This is a genomic window from Agrobacterium sp. rho-8.1 (assembly GCF_033957725.1).
GTDB lineage: Bacteria > Pseudomonadota > Alphaproteobacteria > Rhizobiales > Rhizobiaceae > Agrobacterium.
Window position 1 is genome coordinate 1,468,589 of the sequence record NZ_CP192789.1, and the last position, 16,659, is coordinate 1,485,247.

A 16,659-nucleotide genomic window follows, 5' to 3' on the forward strand; every position below is an offset into this window, starting at 1 on the left:
GGAAACTGTCATGAATGCATTCACCACACGGCCTGAAATTCTCGGTACCTTCGGCGTCGTTACCTCAACCCATTGGATCGCCTCTGCTGTCGGTATGAGCATTTTGGAAAAAGGTGGCAACGCGTTTGATGCAGCCGTTGCGACGGGTTTCGTGCTGCAGGTTCTCGAACCGCATCTGAATGGGCCCGGCGGCGATATGCCGGCCATCATCTACTCGAAGAAGAAGGACAAGGTCGAGGTCATCTGTGCGCAGGGCACGGCGCCTGCGGCGGCGACCATAGAGCACTACACTGCCGAGGGCATCGACCTCATTCCCGGTGACGGCTTGCTTGCCACCGTCATTCCCGGTGCGTTCGATGGTTGGATGCTGATGCTGCGCGATTACGGCACCATGACCGTTCGCGATGTACTGGAACCGTCGATCTATTATCTCGAAAACGGCCATCCTGTCTTGCCGCGCGTTGCCGCGACCATTGAAGGACTGGCGGATTTCTTCGAGAAGGAGTGGCCGACATCTTACGAAACCTGGCTACCGGGCGGCGCCGCACCGCAACCATGGTCCAGCTTCAAGAACCCGGTTTTGGCGCAGACATGGAAGCGCATCATCTCAGAATCCGAGGCCAAGCCGGGTCGTGAGGCAGGCATCGATGCAGCCCGTGACGCGTTCTACCGCGGTTTCGTCGCCGAGGCGATCAGCGACTATCTGAAGACGGCAGAGGTCATGGATGCCAGCGGTCACAGGCACAAGGGCGTGCTCACCGCTGACGACATGGCCAACTGGACGGCCACCATAGAAGAGCCGACCACATATGATTATCACGGCTGGACGATTGCCAAGACAGGCCCTTGGGGGCAGGGGCCTGTGCTTCTGCAATCCCTGGCCTTGCTGAAGGGCATCGATATCGCCGCAATGGACCCGGCAGGCGTCGATTTCGTCCACACCGTGGTGGAGGCGATGAAGCTCTCCTACGCTGACCGTGAAGTCTATTACGGCGACCCCGAATTTTCGCAAATCCCGATCCAGACCCTGCTCTCGGATGGCTACAATGACGAGCGCCGCAAGCTCATGACTGGCAAAGCTTCGATGGATCTGCGCCCCGGACGCATTCCCGGCTTCGACGCTCAGCATGATCTCACCATGGGCATGCTGAACACGATGGCCGGTGTCGGTGCCGTCTATGAGCCGACCATGTCGCACCTGACCGAAAAGCGTGGCGATACCGTGCATATCGATGTCATCGACCGGGAAGGCAACATGGTATCGGTCACGCCATCGGGCGGCTGGTTGCAGTCTTCGCCGATCATTCCGGGTCTGGGCTTCTGCCTCAATTCGCGTGCGCAGATGTTCTGGATCAAACCCGGTCTGCCCACGTCGCTTGCGCCGGGAAAGCGTCCACGCACGACGCTGACGCCATCGCTCGGCCTGTTCGAGGGCAAGCCGACACTGGCCTTCGGCACGCCGGGTGGCGACCAGCAGGACCAGTGGCAACTGGCCTTCTTCCTGCGTTACGCGCATTTCGGCATGAATTTGCAGCAGGCAATCGATCTACCGTTATTCCACACCACGCATTTTCCCGGCTCTTTCTACCCACGCACGCGTCAGCCCGGCAATGTCATGATCGAAAGCAGCATTGGCGAGCAAGCTCTGGCCGATCTCAAATCCCGTGGACACGATGTTACCGTAGCCGATCCCTGGACGGTTGGTCGCCTGACGGCAGCAAGGCGGGATGCAGATGGACTGCTCAGAGCCGCCGCAACCCCGCGTCTCATGCAAGCCTACGCAGTGGGGAGGTGAAGTCATGGCCGAAACCGCGAGATTATCTTCGGGTGAAACCGTTCTTTCGGTTCAAAACCTGAGCACCGCCTTTCTGGTCGATGGTGAATGGAAAACCGTCGTTCGCAATCTCTCCTTTGAGGTGAAAGCGGGTGAAACGGTCGCCATCGTCGGGGAAAGCGGCTCCGGCAAAAGCGTTACCTCCCTCTCGGTCATGCGTCTTCTGGAGCCACGAGCCAGCCGCATCGAAGGAAAGGTGTTGCTGGGCGGTCGGGACATTCTTGCCATTTCCGAAAAAGACATGCGGGCCGTGCGCGGCAACGACATGGCGATGATCTTTCAGGAGCCGATGACCTCGCTCAACCCGGTCTTCACCATCGGGCGGCAGATTTCAGAAGTTCTGACCCGTCACAAGGGCATGACCAAGACGCAAGCCCGGGCAGAAACCATCCGGCTTCTGGAAAAGGTGCGTATCCCCAATGCCCAAGGCCGCTTCGACGAGTATCCACACCAGTTTTCAGGCGGGATGCGCCAGCGTGTGATGATCGCCATGGCGCTGGCCTCCAAGCCGAAGCTGCTGATTGCAGACGAACCGACAACCGCGCTCGATGTGACGATACAGGGCCAGATCCTCGACCTTATCAAGCAGTTGCAGGAAGAGGAGGGCATGGCCGTTCTTTTCATCACGCACGATATGGGGGTCGTCGCGGAAATTGCTGACCGCACCATCGTGATGTTTCGGGGCGATCAGGTGGAAACGGGCGAGACAGCCGATATTTTCCATCGCGGGCAGCATCCTTACACGCGCGCCTTGCTCGCGGCCGTTCCGAGGCTCGGCTCCATGGAGGGGCATGACTGGCCTTTGCGCTTCCCGCGCGTTGATACGGCGAGCGGTGTGATCTCCGAGGCCAAAGAGGTGCCAAATACCGTCGAAGGCGGTTTGACACCCGTTCTTTCGGTCAAGAACCTCGTAACGCGTTTCGATATCGGATCGGGCCTCTTCGGTCGAAAGACGGGTGCCGTGCATGCCGTTGAAAATGTGTCTTTCGACCTATTTCAGGGCGAGACGTTATCTCTGGTCGGCGAGTCCGGCTGTGGAAAGTCCACGACGGGGCGCTCGATTGCCCGTCTGGTGGAGCCGCGCAGTGGGAATGTGACGCTGGATGGTTTCGATGTCCTCAAGCTCGATCAGGTCGCACTCCGCAACATGCGCCGCAGCGTTCAGATGATCTTTCAGGATCCGTTTTCCAGCCTCAATCCGCGCATGACGGTGGGTTATGCGGTCGCAGAACCGATGATCAAGCACAAGATCGCAGTGGCTTCGCAGGCAAGACAGATGGCGGCCGATCTTTTGGAGCGCGTCGGCCTGTCGGCATCGATGATGGACCGGTATCCGCATGAGTTTTCCGGTGGCCAGCGTCAGCGCATCGCCATCGCCCGCGCACTGGCACTCAACCCCAAGGTCATCATCGCGGATGAAAGCGTGTCTGCACTGGATGTGTCGATCAAGGCGCAGGTGTGCAACCTGCTGCTCGATTTACAGGAACAGTTCAAGATCGCATTTCTGTTCATCAGTCATGATATGGCCGTGGTGGAAAGGGTCAGCCACAGGGTTGCGGTCATGTATCTCGGTGAGATTGTCGAAATTGGTCCGCGTGCTTCGATTTTCGCCAACCCACAGCACCCCTATACCAAGAAGCTCATGGCCGCCGTGCCGGTGCCGGATCCCGCAAGAAGAGGCCTTCGCCGCAACGCACCGATCGATGAGCTTAAAAGCCCCATCCGTCCGATCGGTTATGTGTCTCCGCAGCGAACCTATCGATCTGTTTCGCCGGGACACCAGGTTTTGCTGGAGAGCAGTTGAGCGCACACAGCGCGGCCTTCGCAAGGCGTGAGCGCCCAGTTGTCCAGTCTGCACGCGCTGTTGGCGTCAAGGACTGGCACATAACTTTTCAGCACCCGTGGCCAAACCCCATCGGCTCGGTCATTCTGGTGGAACCGCAGGGGGCAAAGAACGATGACCGTGATCTTCAGCCAGCGCTTTGAGCGCACGCTCGATGAATTGGTAGAGGTTGCTGTTTCCGGGCAATTCCTGGAGGCCTGGACTTTCGATGATGCGAGCAGCAGGCGGGATACCGAGCGACGGCTGCTGAAAAAAGGCGTCAAGTCTCGCATCCGCTGCGCTTACAAGCCCTTGCTCCATGCCTTTCTCGAAGAGATCGATCTGACAGGTGTGGAAACCATTCAGATCCGATATCCCGTCCACACGCAGGCGCCCCTAAACCGCTTCCGGCTCGAAGCCTACCCTTTGGCGGCGTTGGTCGGAAATGCCAAAATCAAGTTCGTCCCGCGTGAGGATGCGGTATTTTTCTATGATGTGGTTCTGACGCGCGCGGACGGATCCGAAACACTGAAGATAATGGCTCCCAATCGCGTCCATGTCGATATTGTCGGGCAAACCAACGTATCGCCCACAGGCTGGTTGCGGCGTGGCGACGATGAGGTCGGAGAGCGTCTGGAAACGGATTACGAGCGGCTGTTCGGAAGCGCGATCGATGCCGTTATGAAGCATGATTGGGGCAATGAGGAGCCGTATTTCGAAGAGCTGAATCTTCGTGTTCGCTACCCCTCGTATGATGTGCCGCTATCGGTTGGCGATGAGACGGTCAGCGTGCGCGAAGCGCTGCATGAGGATCTCTACTTCTCGCTTCTCGAATTCTTCCAGAAAAAATCGGGACGACCGCTTGGTGATCGTGGCCTCAGGCCCGGCCAGATTGTTCCTGAAGTCATCAAAAGTGACGCGGAGATTTCGGGCCATATCGAAACACGTCCACTCGAAAAAGAGTTTTTGCATGGCGCACATCAGCCCATTGCGACAGCCACCGCGCCACTCGCTGCCGACCAGATTTCAATCTTGCTGAGCGAGTTAGGCGGCGAGGAATTTGTTGCTATGGCAATATCAGGTCGACGGGTTACGGCAGGTTATCGCAGGGGCAGCGACGCCGCGGTGATGATCAGTGGCGGGCAGCACGCCAATGAGACGACAGGCATCGTCGGTGCTCTTCGCGCAGCGCACGTGCTGAATAGCAAAGCTGAGGCCCACTTCACGATATCACCGCTGGAGAATCCTGATGGATATGCCATTCATCAGCGGCTGCGTGTCGATAATCCCCGACATATGCATCACGCTGCGCGTTATACCGCGTTGGGCGATGACCTCGAATATAGGACACGCAAGACCTCAGGAACCCATCTCTACGAGACGGAAATCCGGCCCAAGGCGCAAGAACTGAGTGGTGCGGCATTGCATATCAACCTGCACGGCTACCCTTCGCACGAATGGACCAGGCCACTTTCCGGTTACGTACCCCGTAATTTCGCGATGTGGACGTTGCCGAAGGGATTTTTCCTTATCGTCCGGCATCACGCAGACTGGGCTGAGCAGGCGGAAGCTTTGCTCGCTAAAGTCACGCGGCATCTTGCTGTTATTCCTGGTCTTCTTGATTATAACAATCGCCAGATTGGGCTCTATGAGATCCACGCAGGAGAAACCGGTTTTCAGATCATCAACGGCATCCCGTGCCTGACGTCAATCGATGACCAAAACGCCGTTCCGATGACGTTGATCACCGAATATCCTGACGAAACGATCTACGGAGACCGCTTTATCGCAGGGCATACCGTGCAGATGCAGACAGTGATATCGGCTTACGAGGCGTGGCAAGTAATTGTGACGTCGAAACTGTCGGTCGGCGTCTAAGTCATTCGATCCGACCGAGACCCCCGATGGTAGTGGCTTAGAAGTGCCCCCACCATCGTGGAAGTGAAAAGTCCGTCACATCCACTGGTCGAAGCCATTAAACCTTGAGTCTTCCTGCGGGTTTGATGTACTTGGCTTTTCGGGTGCGACAGGTGGGCTAGGTGAGCGGTGACAACAGCGATCTGAAAGGATCAAATGAAGAACGCGGTCGGTTTGCTGAAAAGCCGAGCCAAATCCCGTTACGTGGCTATCGTGATGTTTTCTGGCGGGTCTTTTTCGAGTTCTTCGAGGACCGCGTTACGCTGATCGCCGCTGGCGCGACCTATTATTTGCTTCTGGCGCTGTTCCCGGCGTTGGCAGCCCTGGTTTCCCTCTATGGGGTCTTCTCCGATCCTGTCACCATCGCAAAACACATCGCGTTTTTGTCCACGGTGCTGCCTCCAGGCGCATTCGATCTCATCGTCGGTCAATTGGACGGTTTGTCTCAACAGAAGAATTCGACCCTGAGCATCGGGGTCATCACCGGCTTTCTCGTCGCGCTCTGGAGTGCAAACAACGGCATCAAGGCGCTTTTCGAAGCCATGAATATTGCCTATGGCGAAAAAGAGAAGCGCGGGATCATCAAGCTCAATCTGAACTCACTGGTGTTTACCTTCGGTGCATTGATCATTGCGATAGCCTTGATCACAGCTGTTGGTATCGTTCCTGCGTTGCTCGCCTATCTGTGGCTTGACCAATGGACCGAATTTCTGGCCAAATTCGCTCGTTGGCCGCTTCTTCTCCTTCTCGTCGGTTGCGGTATCACCATGTTGTATCGGTATGGCCCGAGCCGCGCGCAGGCCAAGTTCCGGTGGTTGACCTGGGGTGCAATCTTTTCGACCACCCTGTGGCTGGCTGCATCTGTTCTTTTTTCCTTCTACCTGGAAAAGTTTGCGGACTACAATGCGACTTACGGGACGCTGGGTGCCGTGATCGGTCTGATGGTGTGGACATGGATATCGGTGATTATTCTGATCCTGGGTGCTGAGATCAACGCCGAGTTGGAACATCAGACAACGGTCGATTCGACGACAGGCCACCCGCTACCGATGGGCAGCCGCGGCGCCCATGTTGCCGATACGGTAGGTGAAGTCAAAGATTAGGTTGGGGCTGACCGGCATTCCGGTTGATGGTCCGACCCTCATTGCGGCGCCGGATGACAAATATCGAGAAGTGTCATGGCAGCCTTGCTGGCATGACGTTCCTTGTGCCTGAGCAGACGGAATTCGCGGGCGCGTGTCTGGAAGCCGACTTCGCATAACTTGCCGCTTTCAATGTATTGCTGCGCGGCGAGGCGCGACACGGCTGCAGCACCGGTGCCTGCGAGCAAGGCGCAGAGGATGGATTCGTTGGATGGCAAGACCAGCACGATGTTCAATGCGGCCGCTTTAATGCCCATGCCGTTCAAGGTTTCCTCGAAGGCGGAACGGGTGCCGGACCCGACTTCGCGCATAACCCACTGACCGCCTCTGATCTCGTCGGCAGCGAGCGCTTTTATGCGCGCCCAGGGATGGGAGGGGCCGACCACGACGACCAGTTCATCATGCGCCATGATCGAAGCCGCGAGCGCGGGTTCATCGAGTTCACCCTCGACAAAGCCGATATCGGCTTCGCCGCTGATGACGGCATCCGCGACAGTGCGCGTATTGCCGATCGTCAACTGCAAAGCGATACCGGGAAACTTTTTGTGAAATTCCATCAGACGCGGAGGCAACCAGTAGCTGGCAATGGTCTGGCTGGCAAAGACGCTGAGAGAACCCCGTTGCATGCCGCCAAGTTCGTTGAGGATGAGTTCGACGGACCGAGACCGTGCGAGGAGCTTACGGGCTTCTTCAAGGAAAATAAGCCCGGTACTCGTCAACTCGATCCGCCGGCCAATCCGGTGAAAGAGCTCGACACCATAATGTTGTTCGAGACTGCGGATCGAGGCGCTCACCGCCGAGGGCGTCAAATGGATGGCGGCCGCCGCCTTGGTCAGATGTTCGCGTTCCGCGACTGCGACAAAAATTGCGAGTTGTTCGAAGGTCATAGGAAATCATTCTGTTTTTCCGAATGAAACGTAGAATATTATTCGATGGAAGTAAATTAAATTAGCTGAAAAAACTGTATCACCGTATCAGTTGAGATTGCCTGCCATGAACTTTTCCAAAGTGCGCCAAATCGTTCCGGGCCTTGTCGTCTGCACCTTGGTGGCGGTCGCAGCCTATGTTCTGGCGTGGGTGCAGCACGCGCTTTTGGGGGCGGGGTTCCTTGAAGCGCTCGTCTTTGCGATCCTCCTCGGTATCGTGACCCGTACCCTCTGTTCGGATCAGAAAACATGGCGCCCCGGCATCAATTTCAGTTCAAAGTTATTGCTGGAAATTGCGATCGTCCTCCTCGGAGCGTCGATCAGTTTTGCGACCATCAGAAGCGCGGGCCTTACTTTGATTATCTCGGTGGTGGCTATTGTGACGCTGTCGATCTACGTGAGTTTTGCTGTCGCCCGGGTTTTCGGTCTGTCGCCCCGGCTTGCAATGCTGATTGCCTGCGGGAACTCAATCTGCGGTAATTCTGCAATCGTCGCGGTTGCGCCTGTCATCGAGGCCACGTCTGATGAGGTCGCCTCGGCGCTCGCCTTTACGGCAGTCCTCGGTGTCGCCTCGGTTCTTCTTTTGCCTCTGCTCTATACGTATGCGGGCATGGGTGCTGCGCAATACGGCGCCCTTGCTGGCCTGACCGTCTACGCCGTTCCGCAAGTTCTCGCCGCCGCGACACCTGCGGGTCTGGTTGCGGTCCAGACGGGCACAGTCATCAAGCTTCTGCGCGTTCTCATGCTTGGCCCGGTGATTTTCACGCTGGGTATTTTCGAAGGTAAAGCTGCCCGGCGTGAGGGACGCACAACCTCCCGCCATCATCTCGTGCCGTGGTTCATCATCGGTTTCATGATTGTCGTTGTCATCAGGTCTCTGGGGCTTATCCCGCCTGATGCCGTGACCCTGCTTCTGACCATCTCAAGTGGGCTGACCGTTGTCGCGATGGCGGGGCTAGGGCTTTCTGTCGATATCCGCACGGTGGCAAGCGCGGGAGGGCGCGTGATCCTTGCCTCATCGATCTCGCTGCTGCTGCTTGTGGCCGTCAGTTATTTCGTCGTGATCTCCGCGCTTCAAACCTCGTGAAGTCGCGTAACGTCTCAAGACGCGACTTCAAACCGCCCAAATGCTCCGCGTGCAAAGCACAATGGTTCCCCGTTGCGGTAGGCCGCGCGAAGAACGCGGCCCAGCAGGATCGAGTGATCGCCGCCATCGAAGATCGATGAACGCTCGCACTCGAAACGACTGAGTGTGCCGGGGATGATCGGGACACCTTCCGGGTTGCCGTCCCATGGCAGATTTTCGAAGCCAAGTCCGCCTCGGGTAAAGCGACTGCTGAGATCATTCTGATCTGCTGCGAGCACGTGAATCGCAAAATGTGTGGCACCAGCGAAGACATCGTGCCGGGAAGAGCTCTTGGCTGGTGACCATAATATCAGCGGCGGATCGAGTGAAACAGACGAAAAACTGTTCACGGTCATCCCGATTGGCCCCGCCGGCGTAAGGACGGTGACGACCGTCACACCGGTCGGGAAATTTCCAAGCGCAGTGCGCAGGCTACGCGTGTTTGCAGCATCCGGCACAAAGCTGTGCTCATCAGTGACAGGTGTGCTGCTAGGAGATGTCATCAGGGCACCTCATGACCTTTGGCCAAAGTGTAGAGCTCAAACCACATCTGCCTGTCCATAACAACTTGGTTGGCTTGCGAGATGGCGGCGATGCGCGTCAGGTTGTTGGTTCCTAGTACCGGGAGGATTTTGGCCGGATGCCGAAGCAGCCAGGCAATCGCGACAGCTGCGCTTTCAACGCCCTGATCGTTGGCAATTTCTGCCATGGCATCGGCAAGGGCTCCGCCTGCGGTCATCAGGGAGCCGCCGCCAAGAGGTGACCAGGCCATCACGGCAAGGTTCCGTTCCTGAAGATAAGCCAGATCGCCGTTGGTCAGGGCCGATGTTTCGCCAAGGCTGAGCTCGATCTGGTTGGTTACCAGTTCGCTTTCCATGTGTGTCTGCAGCAGCGAAAAATCCCAAGGGCGGAAGTTTGACACACCAACGCTGCGGACTTTTCCGGACGCTACCAGTTGATCAAGGGCCGCACCCGTTTCGTCCGGGTCCATCATCGGGTCGGGTCGATGGATCAACAGCAGGTCGATATGGTCGGTTGCCATGTCGCGTAGCGACGCTTCTACCGACGCATTGATGTGGTCTGCCGATGTATCGTAATGCTTGACGCGGGCCGCAGAGTGACGACCTGCCGGTGCGACAATGCCGCATTTCGTTACGAGTTCGACCTTATCGCGCAGCGATGGTGATGTCTTGAACGCTTCCCCCAAAATCGCCTCGGCCGTATATCCGCCGTAGATATCCGCCTGATCGAGCGTGGTGATGCCCTGCGCAAGACATGCCTCGATCTTGGCCTGGACATGCGCAGCGGAGGTGTCATCGTCGTCGCCTACGCGCCACATGCCATAGACGATGCGGCTGAGCGAAATGTCGGGTGTGAGTTCGATGCGATCCATCAGTGACGGTCTCCGTTTCCAAGAGGTGTTGCGGGTGTTGTGGCTGGCACGCGCCCGTGCACATGCGGCAGGGAGCAGGTCTTCAGTTGCGGCAAGACCTTGCGACCGAAATGCTCTGCTTCTTCCAGATGGGGGTAGCCGGAGAAGATGAAGGCTCGAATACCCATCTTCTGGTAGTCTTCAATCGCGCTCATGACCTGGTCTGTCGATCCCACGAGTGCAGCACCACAGCCGGAACGCGCACGTCCGATCCCCGTCCAAAGGTTGGGCTCGATATAACCGAACTTGTCCGCCAGTTCACGTGCCTTTGCCTGATGCGCTACACCAAGTGAAATGCTGTCATGAGCACGGTTGCGGATCAGCTGGCCATATTCATCGTCAAGTCTGGACACCAGATGTTCGGCATATTCCTGTGCCTCTTTTTCGGTGTCGCGAACGATCATGTGAACGCGCAGGCCATAATCGAGTGTTCGTCCGTGGGCTTGTGCACGGGCGTGAACCGCACGCATGCGCTCGGCAAGCTGCTCCTTCGTTTCCGGCCACATGAGATAGACGTCGCATTGCGCACCACAGAGCTCCAGGGCGTCTGGCGAATATCCGCCGAAATAGAGCAGGGGTCCACCGTTTTGCTGATAGGGGCGGGCCGGCTCGGTCGAAACGCCCTTGAACTGATAGATTTCTCCGTCGTGGTCGATCGTCTCGCGTGTCCATGCCTGACGCAGAATTTGCACGACTTCGTGGCTGCGCCTGTAACGGTAGGCGCTGTCGGCGACTTCGCCGGGAAAATCAGAGCTGATGATATTCAGCGTCAGGCGGCCCTTGAGCATGTGATCGAGCGTGGCCACGGTGCGGGCCAGCATGATGGGCTGCATTTCGCCACAGCGTATCGCTGCCAGAAAATTGATCTTGTCGGTCATGGGTGCGCAGCCAGCAACAAAGCTGAGGGTATCCTGCCCCACCTGATAGGAGGATGGGCAGAGGACGTTGCAGAAACCCAGATCTTCGGCTTTCTTGACGATTGAGGAGCAATGATCCCAACTTGAGCGTAACGATCCGTCGGGAATGCCGAGATAGGCATAATCGTCGGAGCAAAGCGCGGAAAACCACGACACTTCTGTTGCGTCAAGATCAGCAGATGTTACAGGTACAATCGTCATGAAATCCTCCTCACAGGACATTGCCCAATTCAGTAACATTCGCTATTTAGTAAATCAATAATGCATCAATTTTTTCTGTCGATGACCGGGAGGGGTTGAGAATGAGGAGTTCCAGAGGAAGTTTGCCGGTATATCTCCAGATCGCCGAGACATTGGTTCGGGACATAACGGCCGGCCGACTGATTGATGGCGAGAAGCTTCCCCCGGAGCGGGAGATGGCGAGCACTCTTGGGATTGCTGTTGGAACGTTGCGAAAGACGCTTGCCGAGTTGCATACGCGTGGATTGCTTGAGCGCATCCAAGGGTCAGGTAATTACATTCGTGCAGTCACGGACCCCAAAAGCGTTTACGCCATGTTTCGGTTGGAGCTGGTCAACGGCGGCGGCTTTCCGACCGCAGAAATCCTCAGTGTCAGCCGCCAGATCAAACCAGCCGAGCTGCCCCCCTTTGGTTCATCTCATGAGGGACATCGCATCCGCCGGTTAAGGCGAATAGCAGGCCAGGCTGCCGCAATCGAGGAAATATGGCTCGATGGTTCCTACATCGACAGCATCGCCGTTTCTGACCTGTCTGAATCCCTCTACCTCTATTACAGAACACGGCTTGGATTGTTGATCGCAAAAGCGGAAGACCACATTGGTCTGGGACACGTGCCGGACTGGTGTCCCGATGCGTTCGGTCCCAAGAGCGGAGAATCCATGCCTCATGTCCTGCGGATCAGCCATTCACATGAAGGCGCGACGGCAGAGGTTTCTCACACCTGGTTCGACCCGCGCATTGCGCGATATGTCAACCGGTTGAAATAGAATTCTATGGCGGGTTCCATTTGGATAAAAATCGAGTTGTCTCATTTGGAAATTTAAAAATATTCTGAATTGTTATTGCAAATCAATGAAGAGATTTTAAATTCAAACGAAATAAATTAAATTGATACAGTATTGATTTCATTAGATCATTGCGTATGCTGATTTTAAGAGGAGCCCGAAGCATTGCCGCCGAGGGTTGGGTGATTAGGAATGGCATCAGTTACGCTTACCAAGCTCGAAAAGAGCTACGGCGCGCACCCCATCGTCAAGGGTCTCGACCTCGAGATCAGTGACGGCGAGTTCGTTGTTTTCGTTGGTCCGTCCGGCTGCGGAAAATCAACGACTTTGCGGATGGTTGCCGGTTTGGAGTCCATAACGGGCGGCGAAGTGAAAATTGGTGATCGTGTCGTCAACAAGCTGGCGCCGCGCGAGCGTGATATCGCCATGGTCTTTCAGGATTACGCGCTTTATCCGCACAAGACAGTTCGGGAAAATATGGGTTTCAGCCTGAAGGTGAGGGGTGTCGCTGCGGGCGAGGCTGCAACGCGGGTCGATGATGCCGCCAACATGCTAGGCATTTCCCATCTGCTGGATCGGCGACCCGGCCAACTCTCAGGTGGCCAACGCCAGCGCGTGGCCATGGGACGTGCTATCGTGCGCCGCCCGCAGGTGTTTTTGTTCGATGAGCCCTTATCAAATCTGGACGCAAAATTACGCGGTCAGGTCCGCACCGAGATCAAGAAACTGCACCAGTCGCTCGGCACGACGATCATCTACGTCACGCACGATCAGGTCGAGGCGATGACGCTTGCGGATCGTATCGTTATCCTCAAGAGTGGCGAAATCGAGCAGGTCGGAACGCCGGATGAGGTCTATAATCGCCCAGCCAGTGTTTTTGTCGGCGGTTTTGTCGGCTCCCCTGCGATGAATTTTGCAAAAGCCAAAGCCGATTCCGGCAATCTTGTTTTTGCGAACGGGGACAGCCTACCAATCTCTGCGTTGCGCTCAGCTGGTCATGCTGCTGCTGTCGATGGACGAACGTTCATTGTCGGTATTCGTCCGGAACATTTCAGCGCGGACGCGTCCCAGGTATCATTGACGTGCCATGTTCAGGTTGTCGAACCCTTGGGATCCGACACGCTGGTTCATTTCGCGTTGGGCACAGAGACGCTCACGGCGCGTATGCCGCCGGACACGCGAATAAAGGCGGGTGAGACGTTGAAAATCGGTGTGGACCCCGCGAAGGTCCATCTCTTTGACGCAGAGACGGAACGCACAGTTTAAAAACAAAATGTCGGTCGGCGAAGACAGTTGATCGGTTGAGAGACCAAACGGGAGGAAATCATGACTTTGACGAAACTAACCGGCGCCCTTTTCTGCGGCACGATGCTGGCTTTTGCCATGCCGGCCGCAGCAGAGACGACATTGAGCATTTATATCTCCAGCCAGCACCAACCACAGGTTTGGCGTCAGGCGCTCGATAAGTATGAAGCCGCCAATCCTGACATTAAGGTCAAGATCGAAACCGGAGGCAATACATCCGAAGCGCAGGCCCAGTACCTCAATACGGTGATGTCTGCGAAGGATACATCTCTGGATGTACTGATCCTCGACGTCATTCGTCCTGCGCAATTTGCATCTGCTGGCTGGACCAGCGATTTTGCCAGTAAGGACATGTCGGCCTATCTGCCAGCCTACGCTGGCGCCAACACTGTCGATGGTAAAGTCATTGCACTGCCAGCCTTCGCGGACTCGCAGTTTCTCTACTATCGCAAGGACCTTCTTGAGAAATACGGTATTCAACCACCCAAGACGTGGGACGAGTTGAAGGCTGCAGCCAAGAAGATTTCTGAAGGTGAGGGCAATGCCAATCTCCAGGGACTGTCCTTCCAGGGCAAGGCGATCGAAGGCGCGGTCTGTACCTTCCTGCTGCCCTATTGGAGCCAAGGCAAGAATCTCACGGATACCGGTCGTCTGACGTTTGATCGCGACGCTGCAGTCAAGTCGCTGAGCCTCTGGAAAAGCTTTGTTGACGAGGGTGTTTCCAAGAAAAACATAGCTGAAGTCGGCACCGACGATACCCGCAAGGAATTCCAGGCCGGGAATGCCATTTTCGCGGTCAACTGGTCCTATGCCTGGGCGCAGGCTCAAGGAAAAGAATCCGCTGTGGTCGATAAGGTCGGCGTGGCGCGGCTGCCAGCCGTGACGGGTGGAGAACAGGCAACCTGCCTCGGCGGCTGGGAATGGGGCGTATCGGCCTACTCCAAGCATCAGGATGAAGCCAAGAAGCTGGTCGAGTATCTGTCTTCTCAGGACGTGTCCAAGTTTATGGCGGTCAACGGTTCGCTGCTTCCGACCTATGCCGGTCTCTATAAGGATGCAGATGTTCTGAAGAGCGCGCCATGGTTTGCAGATGCTCTTCAGGTCGTGGAAACAGCCAAACCGCGCCCGGTCACACCGCGATATAACGAGGTCAGCGAGGTCATCCGTACGACCGTCAACTCGGTTCTCGCGGGGGTGTCCACGCCGGAGCAGGGTGCAGACCAGATTGAGGCACGCTTGAAGCGCATATTGCGCTAGGACGCGACGTGTTCATCATCTCTCCCTCCTGTTGTCAGGTGGGAGAGACACTCTCTAAAATGGTCCTACCGCCGGAGGCGACGCTGTGAAGCGTTGCCAGACCTTTCAATGTCTCGGAACGAAACCATGGCGAATACGATACCATCAGACGCTGATGATAACCAGTTGGCATCCTCGCAAAACTGGGCAAGATGGCTCGACCTCAGTGATCGTTCGCTGGCGGTTTTGCTTTTGGCTCCGGCTGCACTGCTTCTGTCGCTGATTATTGTCTATCCGGTGGGCCGGTTGATTTATACCAGCTTTTTCAACCTGTCTCTGACCTCGGGTTTACCAGCTGAATTCGTCGGTTTCGAGAATTACCAACTCATGATCGAAGATCCGGTATTTTGGGAAACGACCTGGAATACCGTTTTGATCACGCTCATCACCGTTCCCGGCGCTCTGGTGGTCGGCTTGTGTCTCGCAATGATGGCAAACCTTCCCTTTGCCACGCGATGGCCCGTTCGTCTGTCGCTTCTGATCCCCTGGGCACTGCCGCTTTCGTTTGCCGGGTTGATCTTTGCGTGGTTCTTCCACTCCGAATATGGTGTCGTCAACGATCTGCTCAATCGCCTCGGGTTTGAGGGCATCATCTGGTTCAATTCACCGAACTGGGCCTTCGCGGCCATTTGCCTGACCATCGTCTGGAAGACATCATCCTTCATGGCGCTTATCCTGCTGGCAGGTCTGCAAACCATTCCGCGTTCTCTATATGAAGCTGCGGATGTCGACGGTGCCGGTCGGCTGCGCCAGTTCTTTGAAATCACGCTGCCACTTCTTAAACCCGCAATCGTCGTTGCGTTGATTTTCCGAACCATAACGGCGCTTCAGACCTTCGATATTCCTTACATGATGACGGGCGGCGGGCCAGGCACATCGACTGCAACACTTGCCATGTATATCCACCAGAATACAGTTTCGTTCCTCGATCTTGGTTACGGCTCGGCACTCGCCGTCGTGATGTTCGTGATGTCCATGTGTGTCACAGCCGTCTATCTGCGGATGATCCGGACGAAGGAATCACTCGCATGAGCACCCAAACCACCTCCGGCTCCGTGTCCTTTCTCTCGGGCAAGCCGTTGCGTTTCATCGCCGCGGGCATTCTGCTGATCAATGGTATGTTTCCTGCACTGTGGATCCTGTTTACCTCACTGAAGTCGGAAGCGGAGCTGACCGCAAAACCGATCACTTGGATACCGCATGTGCCGACGCTTCAAAATTACATGCAGGCGTTCTCAGACCAGCCGCTGCATATCTTCCTGTTCAACAGCTTCATGGTGGCGCTTTTATCGACAGCGCTGACGTTGCTTATTTCCGTCCTCGCAGCCTATGCCTTGGCGCGGCTCAATCTCGCCTATCGTGGACTGATCCTGTCGCTCATCATCGCCGTTTCCACCTTTCCCTTGGTCACGCTTCTGGTGCCGCTTTTCGAAATCATGCGCGCACTCAATCTCCTCAACAGCTGGACGGCTCTGGTCCTGCCGTACACGGTTCTGAGCCTGCCGGTCTGCACGTTGATGCTCGTCTCGTTCTTCGAGGGCATCCCTCGGGATCTGGAAAACGCTGCGATGATTGATGGCTGCACACGAATGGGGGCGTTGTTCAAGATAGTGGTGCCGCTCTGCGCTCCCGGTGTCTTTACCGCTGGCATCCTTGCCTTCGTCAATGCCTGGGATGAGTTCCTGCTGGCATTGTCCTTCAACTCCAATCCAGCCCTGCGCACGCTTCCGGTCGGCATCCAGCTTTATCAGGGCGAATTTGCTTTCCCTTGGCCCGTGATTTCCGCAGCTCTCGTTGTCGGTATCGTACCCGTGGCTATTCTGATCGTCATCTTTCAGGAACGCGTGGTTTCCGGTCTGACGGCAGGCGGCATCAAGGGGTGAGTGAGTTTACGTCGCGAACAAACGGATATCGAGA

Annotated in this window: 15 protein-coding genes; 11 read left to right on the forward strand and 4 right to left on the reverse strand. The window is 56.4% G+C overall.

What is annotated here, in order from left to right:
- The first annotated feature begins 10 nt into the window (after window positions 1–10).
- From RMR21_RS21585 to RMR21_RS21605, 5 genes are all read left to right on the forward strand, one after another.
- Entirely contained in the window at window positions 11–1,795 is a 1,785-nt protein-coding gene (locus tag RMR21_RS21585) for a gamma-glutamyltransferase family protein (RefSeq protein WP_498671453.1), read from the forward strand.
- Between the two features lie 4 nt (window positions 1,796–1,799).
- Window positions 1,800–3,638: an ABC transporter ATP-binding protein gene (locus tag RMR21_RS21590; protein WP_498671454.1), complete on the forward strand. Its 1,839-nt coding sequence runs from the start codon at window positions 1,800–1,802 to the stop codon at window positions 3,636–3,638.
- Window positions 3,635–3,820 carry a hypothetical protein gene (locus RMR21_RS21595; protein WP_498671455.1) on the forward strand — a complete coding sequence of 62 codons (186 nt, stop codon included), beginning with the start codon at window positions 3,635–3,637 and terminating at the stop codon, window positions 3,818–3,820. Before RMR21_RS21590 ends, RMR21_RS21595 begins: the two co-directional genes overlap by 4 nt.
- Window positions 3,792–5,534, forward strand: coding sequence for a M14 family metallopeptidase (locus RMR21_RS21600; RefSeq protein WP_498671456.1), 1,743 nt, complete (start codon window positions 3,792–3,794; stop codon window positions 5,532–5,534). Before RMR21_RS21595 ends, RMR21_RS21600 begins: the two co-directional genes overlap by 29 nt.
- A 161-nt stretch (window positions 5,535–5,695) precedes the next feature.
- Window positions 5,696–6,676: a YihY/virulence factor BrkB family protein gene (locus RMR21_RS21605; protein ID WP_498671457.1), complete on the forward strand. Its 981-nt coding sequence runs from the start codon at window positions 5,696–5,698 to the stop codon at window positions 6,674–6,676.
- 38 nt (window positions 6,677–6,714) lie between these two features.
- Here RMR21_RS21605 and RMR21_RS21610 read toward each other — a convergent pair whose 3' ends face one another.
- Window positions 6,715–7,602, reverse strand: a complete 888-nt coding sequence (locus tag RMR21_RS21610; protein ID WP_498671458.1) for a LysR substrate-binding domain-containing protein — start codon at window positions 7,600–7,602, stop codon at window positions 6,715–6,717.
- A gap of 106 nt (window positions 7,603–7,708) precedes the next feature.
- Here RMR21_RS21610 and RMR21_RS21615 point away from each other — a divergent pair, with 106 nt between their 5' ends.
- Complete coding sequence (locus RMR21_RS21615; RefSeq protein ID WP_498671459.1) at window positions 7,709–8,728, forward strand: YeiH family protein; 1,020 nt, start codon at window positions 7,709–7,711, stop codon at window positions 8,726–8,728.
- A 14-nt stretch (window positions 8,729–8,742) separates the two neighbouring features.
- Here RMR21_RS21615 and RMR21_RS21620 read toward each other — a convergent pair whose 3' ends face one another.
- Genes RMR21_RS21620 through RMR21_RS21630 form a run of 3 tightly spaced genes read right to left on the reverse strand, consistent with a single transcriptional unit; the run spans window position 8,743 to window position 11,317 of the window.
- Window positions 8,743–9,270, reverse strand: a complete 528-nt coding sequence (locus RMR21_RS21620; protein WP_498671460.1) for a flavin reductase family protein — start codon at window positions 9,268–9,270, stop codon at window positions 8,743–8,745.
- Window positions 9,270–10,160 carry an aldo/keto reductase gene (locus RMR21_RS21625; protein ID WP_498671461.1) on the reverse strand — a complete coding sequence of 297 codons (891 nt, stop codon included), beginning with the start codon at window positions 10,158–10,160 and terminating at the stop codon, window positions 9,270–9,272. The genes RMR21_RS21620 and RMR21_RS21625 overlap by 1 nt, the downstream gene beginning before the upstream one ends.
- Window positions 10,160–11,317 (reverse strand): LLM class flavin-dependent oxidoreductase, encoded by a 1,158-nt coding sequence (locus RMR21_RS21630; protein WP_498671462.1) that lies wholly within the window; start codon window positions 11,315–11,317, stop codon window positions 10,160–10,162. Before RMR21_RS21630 ends, RMR21_RS21625 begins: the two co-directional genes overlap by 1 nt.
- A gap of 101 nt (window positions 11,318–11,418) precedes the next feature.
- Here RMR21_RS21630 and RMR21_RS21635 point away from each other — a divergent pair, with 101 nt between their 5' ends.
- The 5 genes from RMR21_RS21635 to RMR21_RS21655 all read left to right on the forward strand — a co-directional run bounded on the left by RMR21_RS21635 (window position 11,419) and on the right by RMR21_RS21655 (window position 16,625).
- The gene (locus tag RMR21_RS21635) at window positions 11,419–12,123 is read left to right on the forward strand and encodes a GntR family transcriptional regulator (RefSeq protein ID WP_498671463.1); all 705 of its coding nucleotides are present in this window, start codon (window positions 11,419–11,421) and stop codon (window positions 12,121–12,123) included.
- Between the two features lie 210 nt (window positions 12,124–12,333).
- Entirely contained in the window at window positions 12,334–13,407 is a 1,074-nt protein-coding gene (locus RMR21_RS21640) for an ABC transporter ATP-binding protein (protein ID WP_498671464.1), read from the forward strand.
- A 60-nt stretch (window positions 13,408–13,467) separates the two neighbouring features.
- A complete protein-coding gene (locus RMR21_RS21645) occupies window positions 13,468–14,703 on the forward strand; it encodes an ABC transporter substrate-binding protein (protein ID WP_498671465.1) in 1,236 nt (411 codons plus the stop codon).
- Window positions 14,704–14,829: 126 nt separating this feature from the next.
- Window positions 14,830–15,774, forward strand: coding sequence for a carbohydrate ABC transporter permease (locus RMR21_RS21650; RefSeq protein WP_498671466.1), 945 nt, complete (start codon window positions 14,830–14,832; stop codon window positions 15,772–15,774).
- Entirely contained in the window at window positions 15,771–16,625 is an 855-nt protein-coding gene (locus tag RMR21_RS21655; RefSeq protein WP_498671467.1) for a carbohydrate ABC transporter permease, read from the forward strand. The genes RMR21_RS21650 and RMR21_RS21655 overlap by 4 nt, the downstream gene beginning before the upstream one ends.
- Window positions 16,626–16,659: the final 34 nt, after the last annotated feature.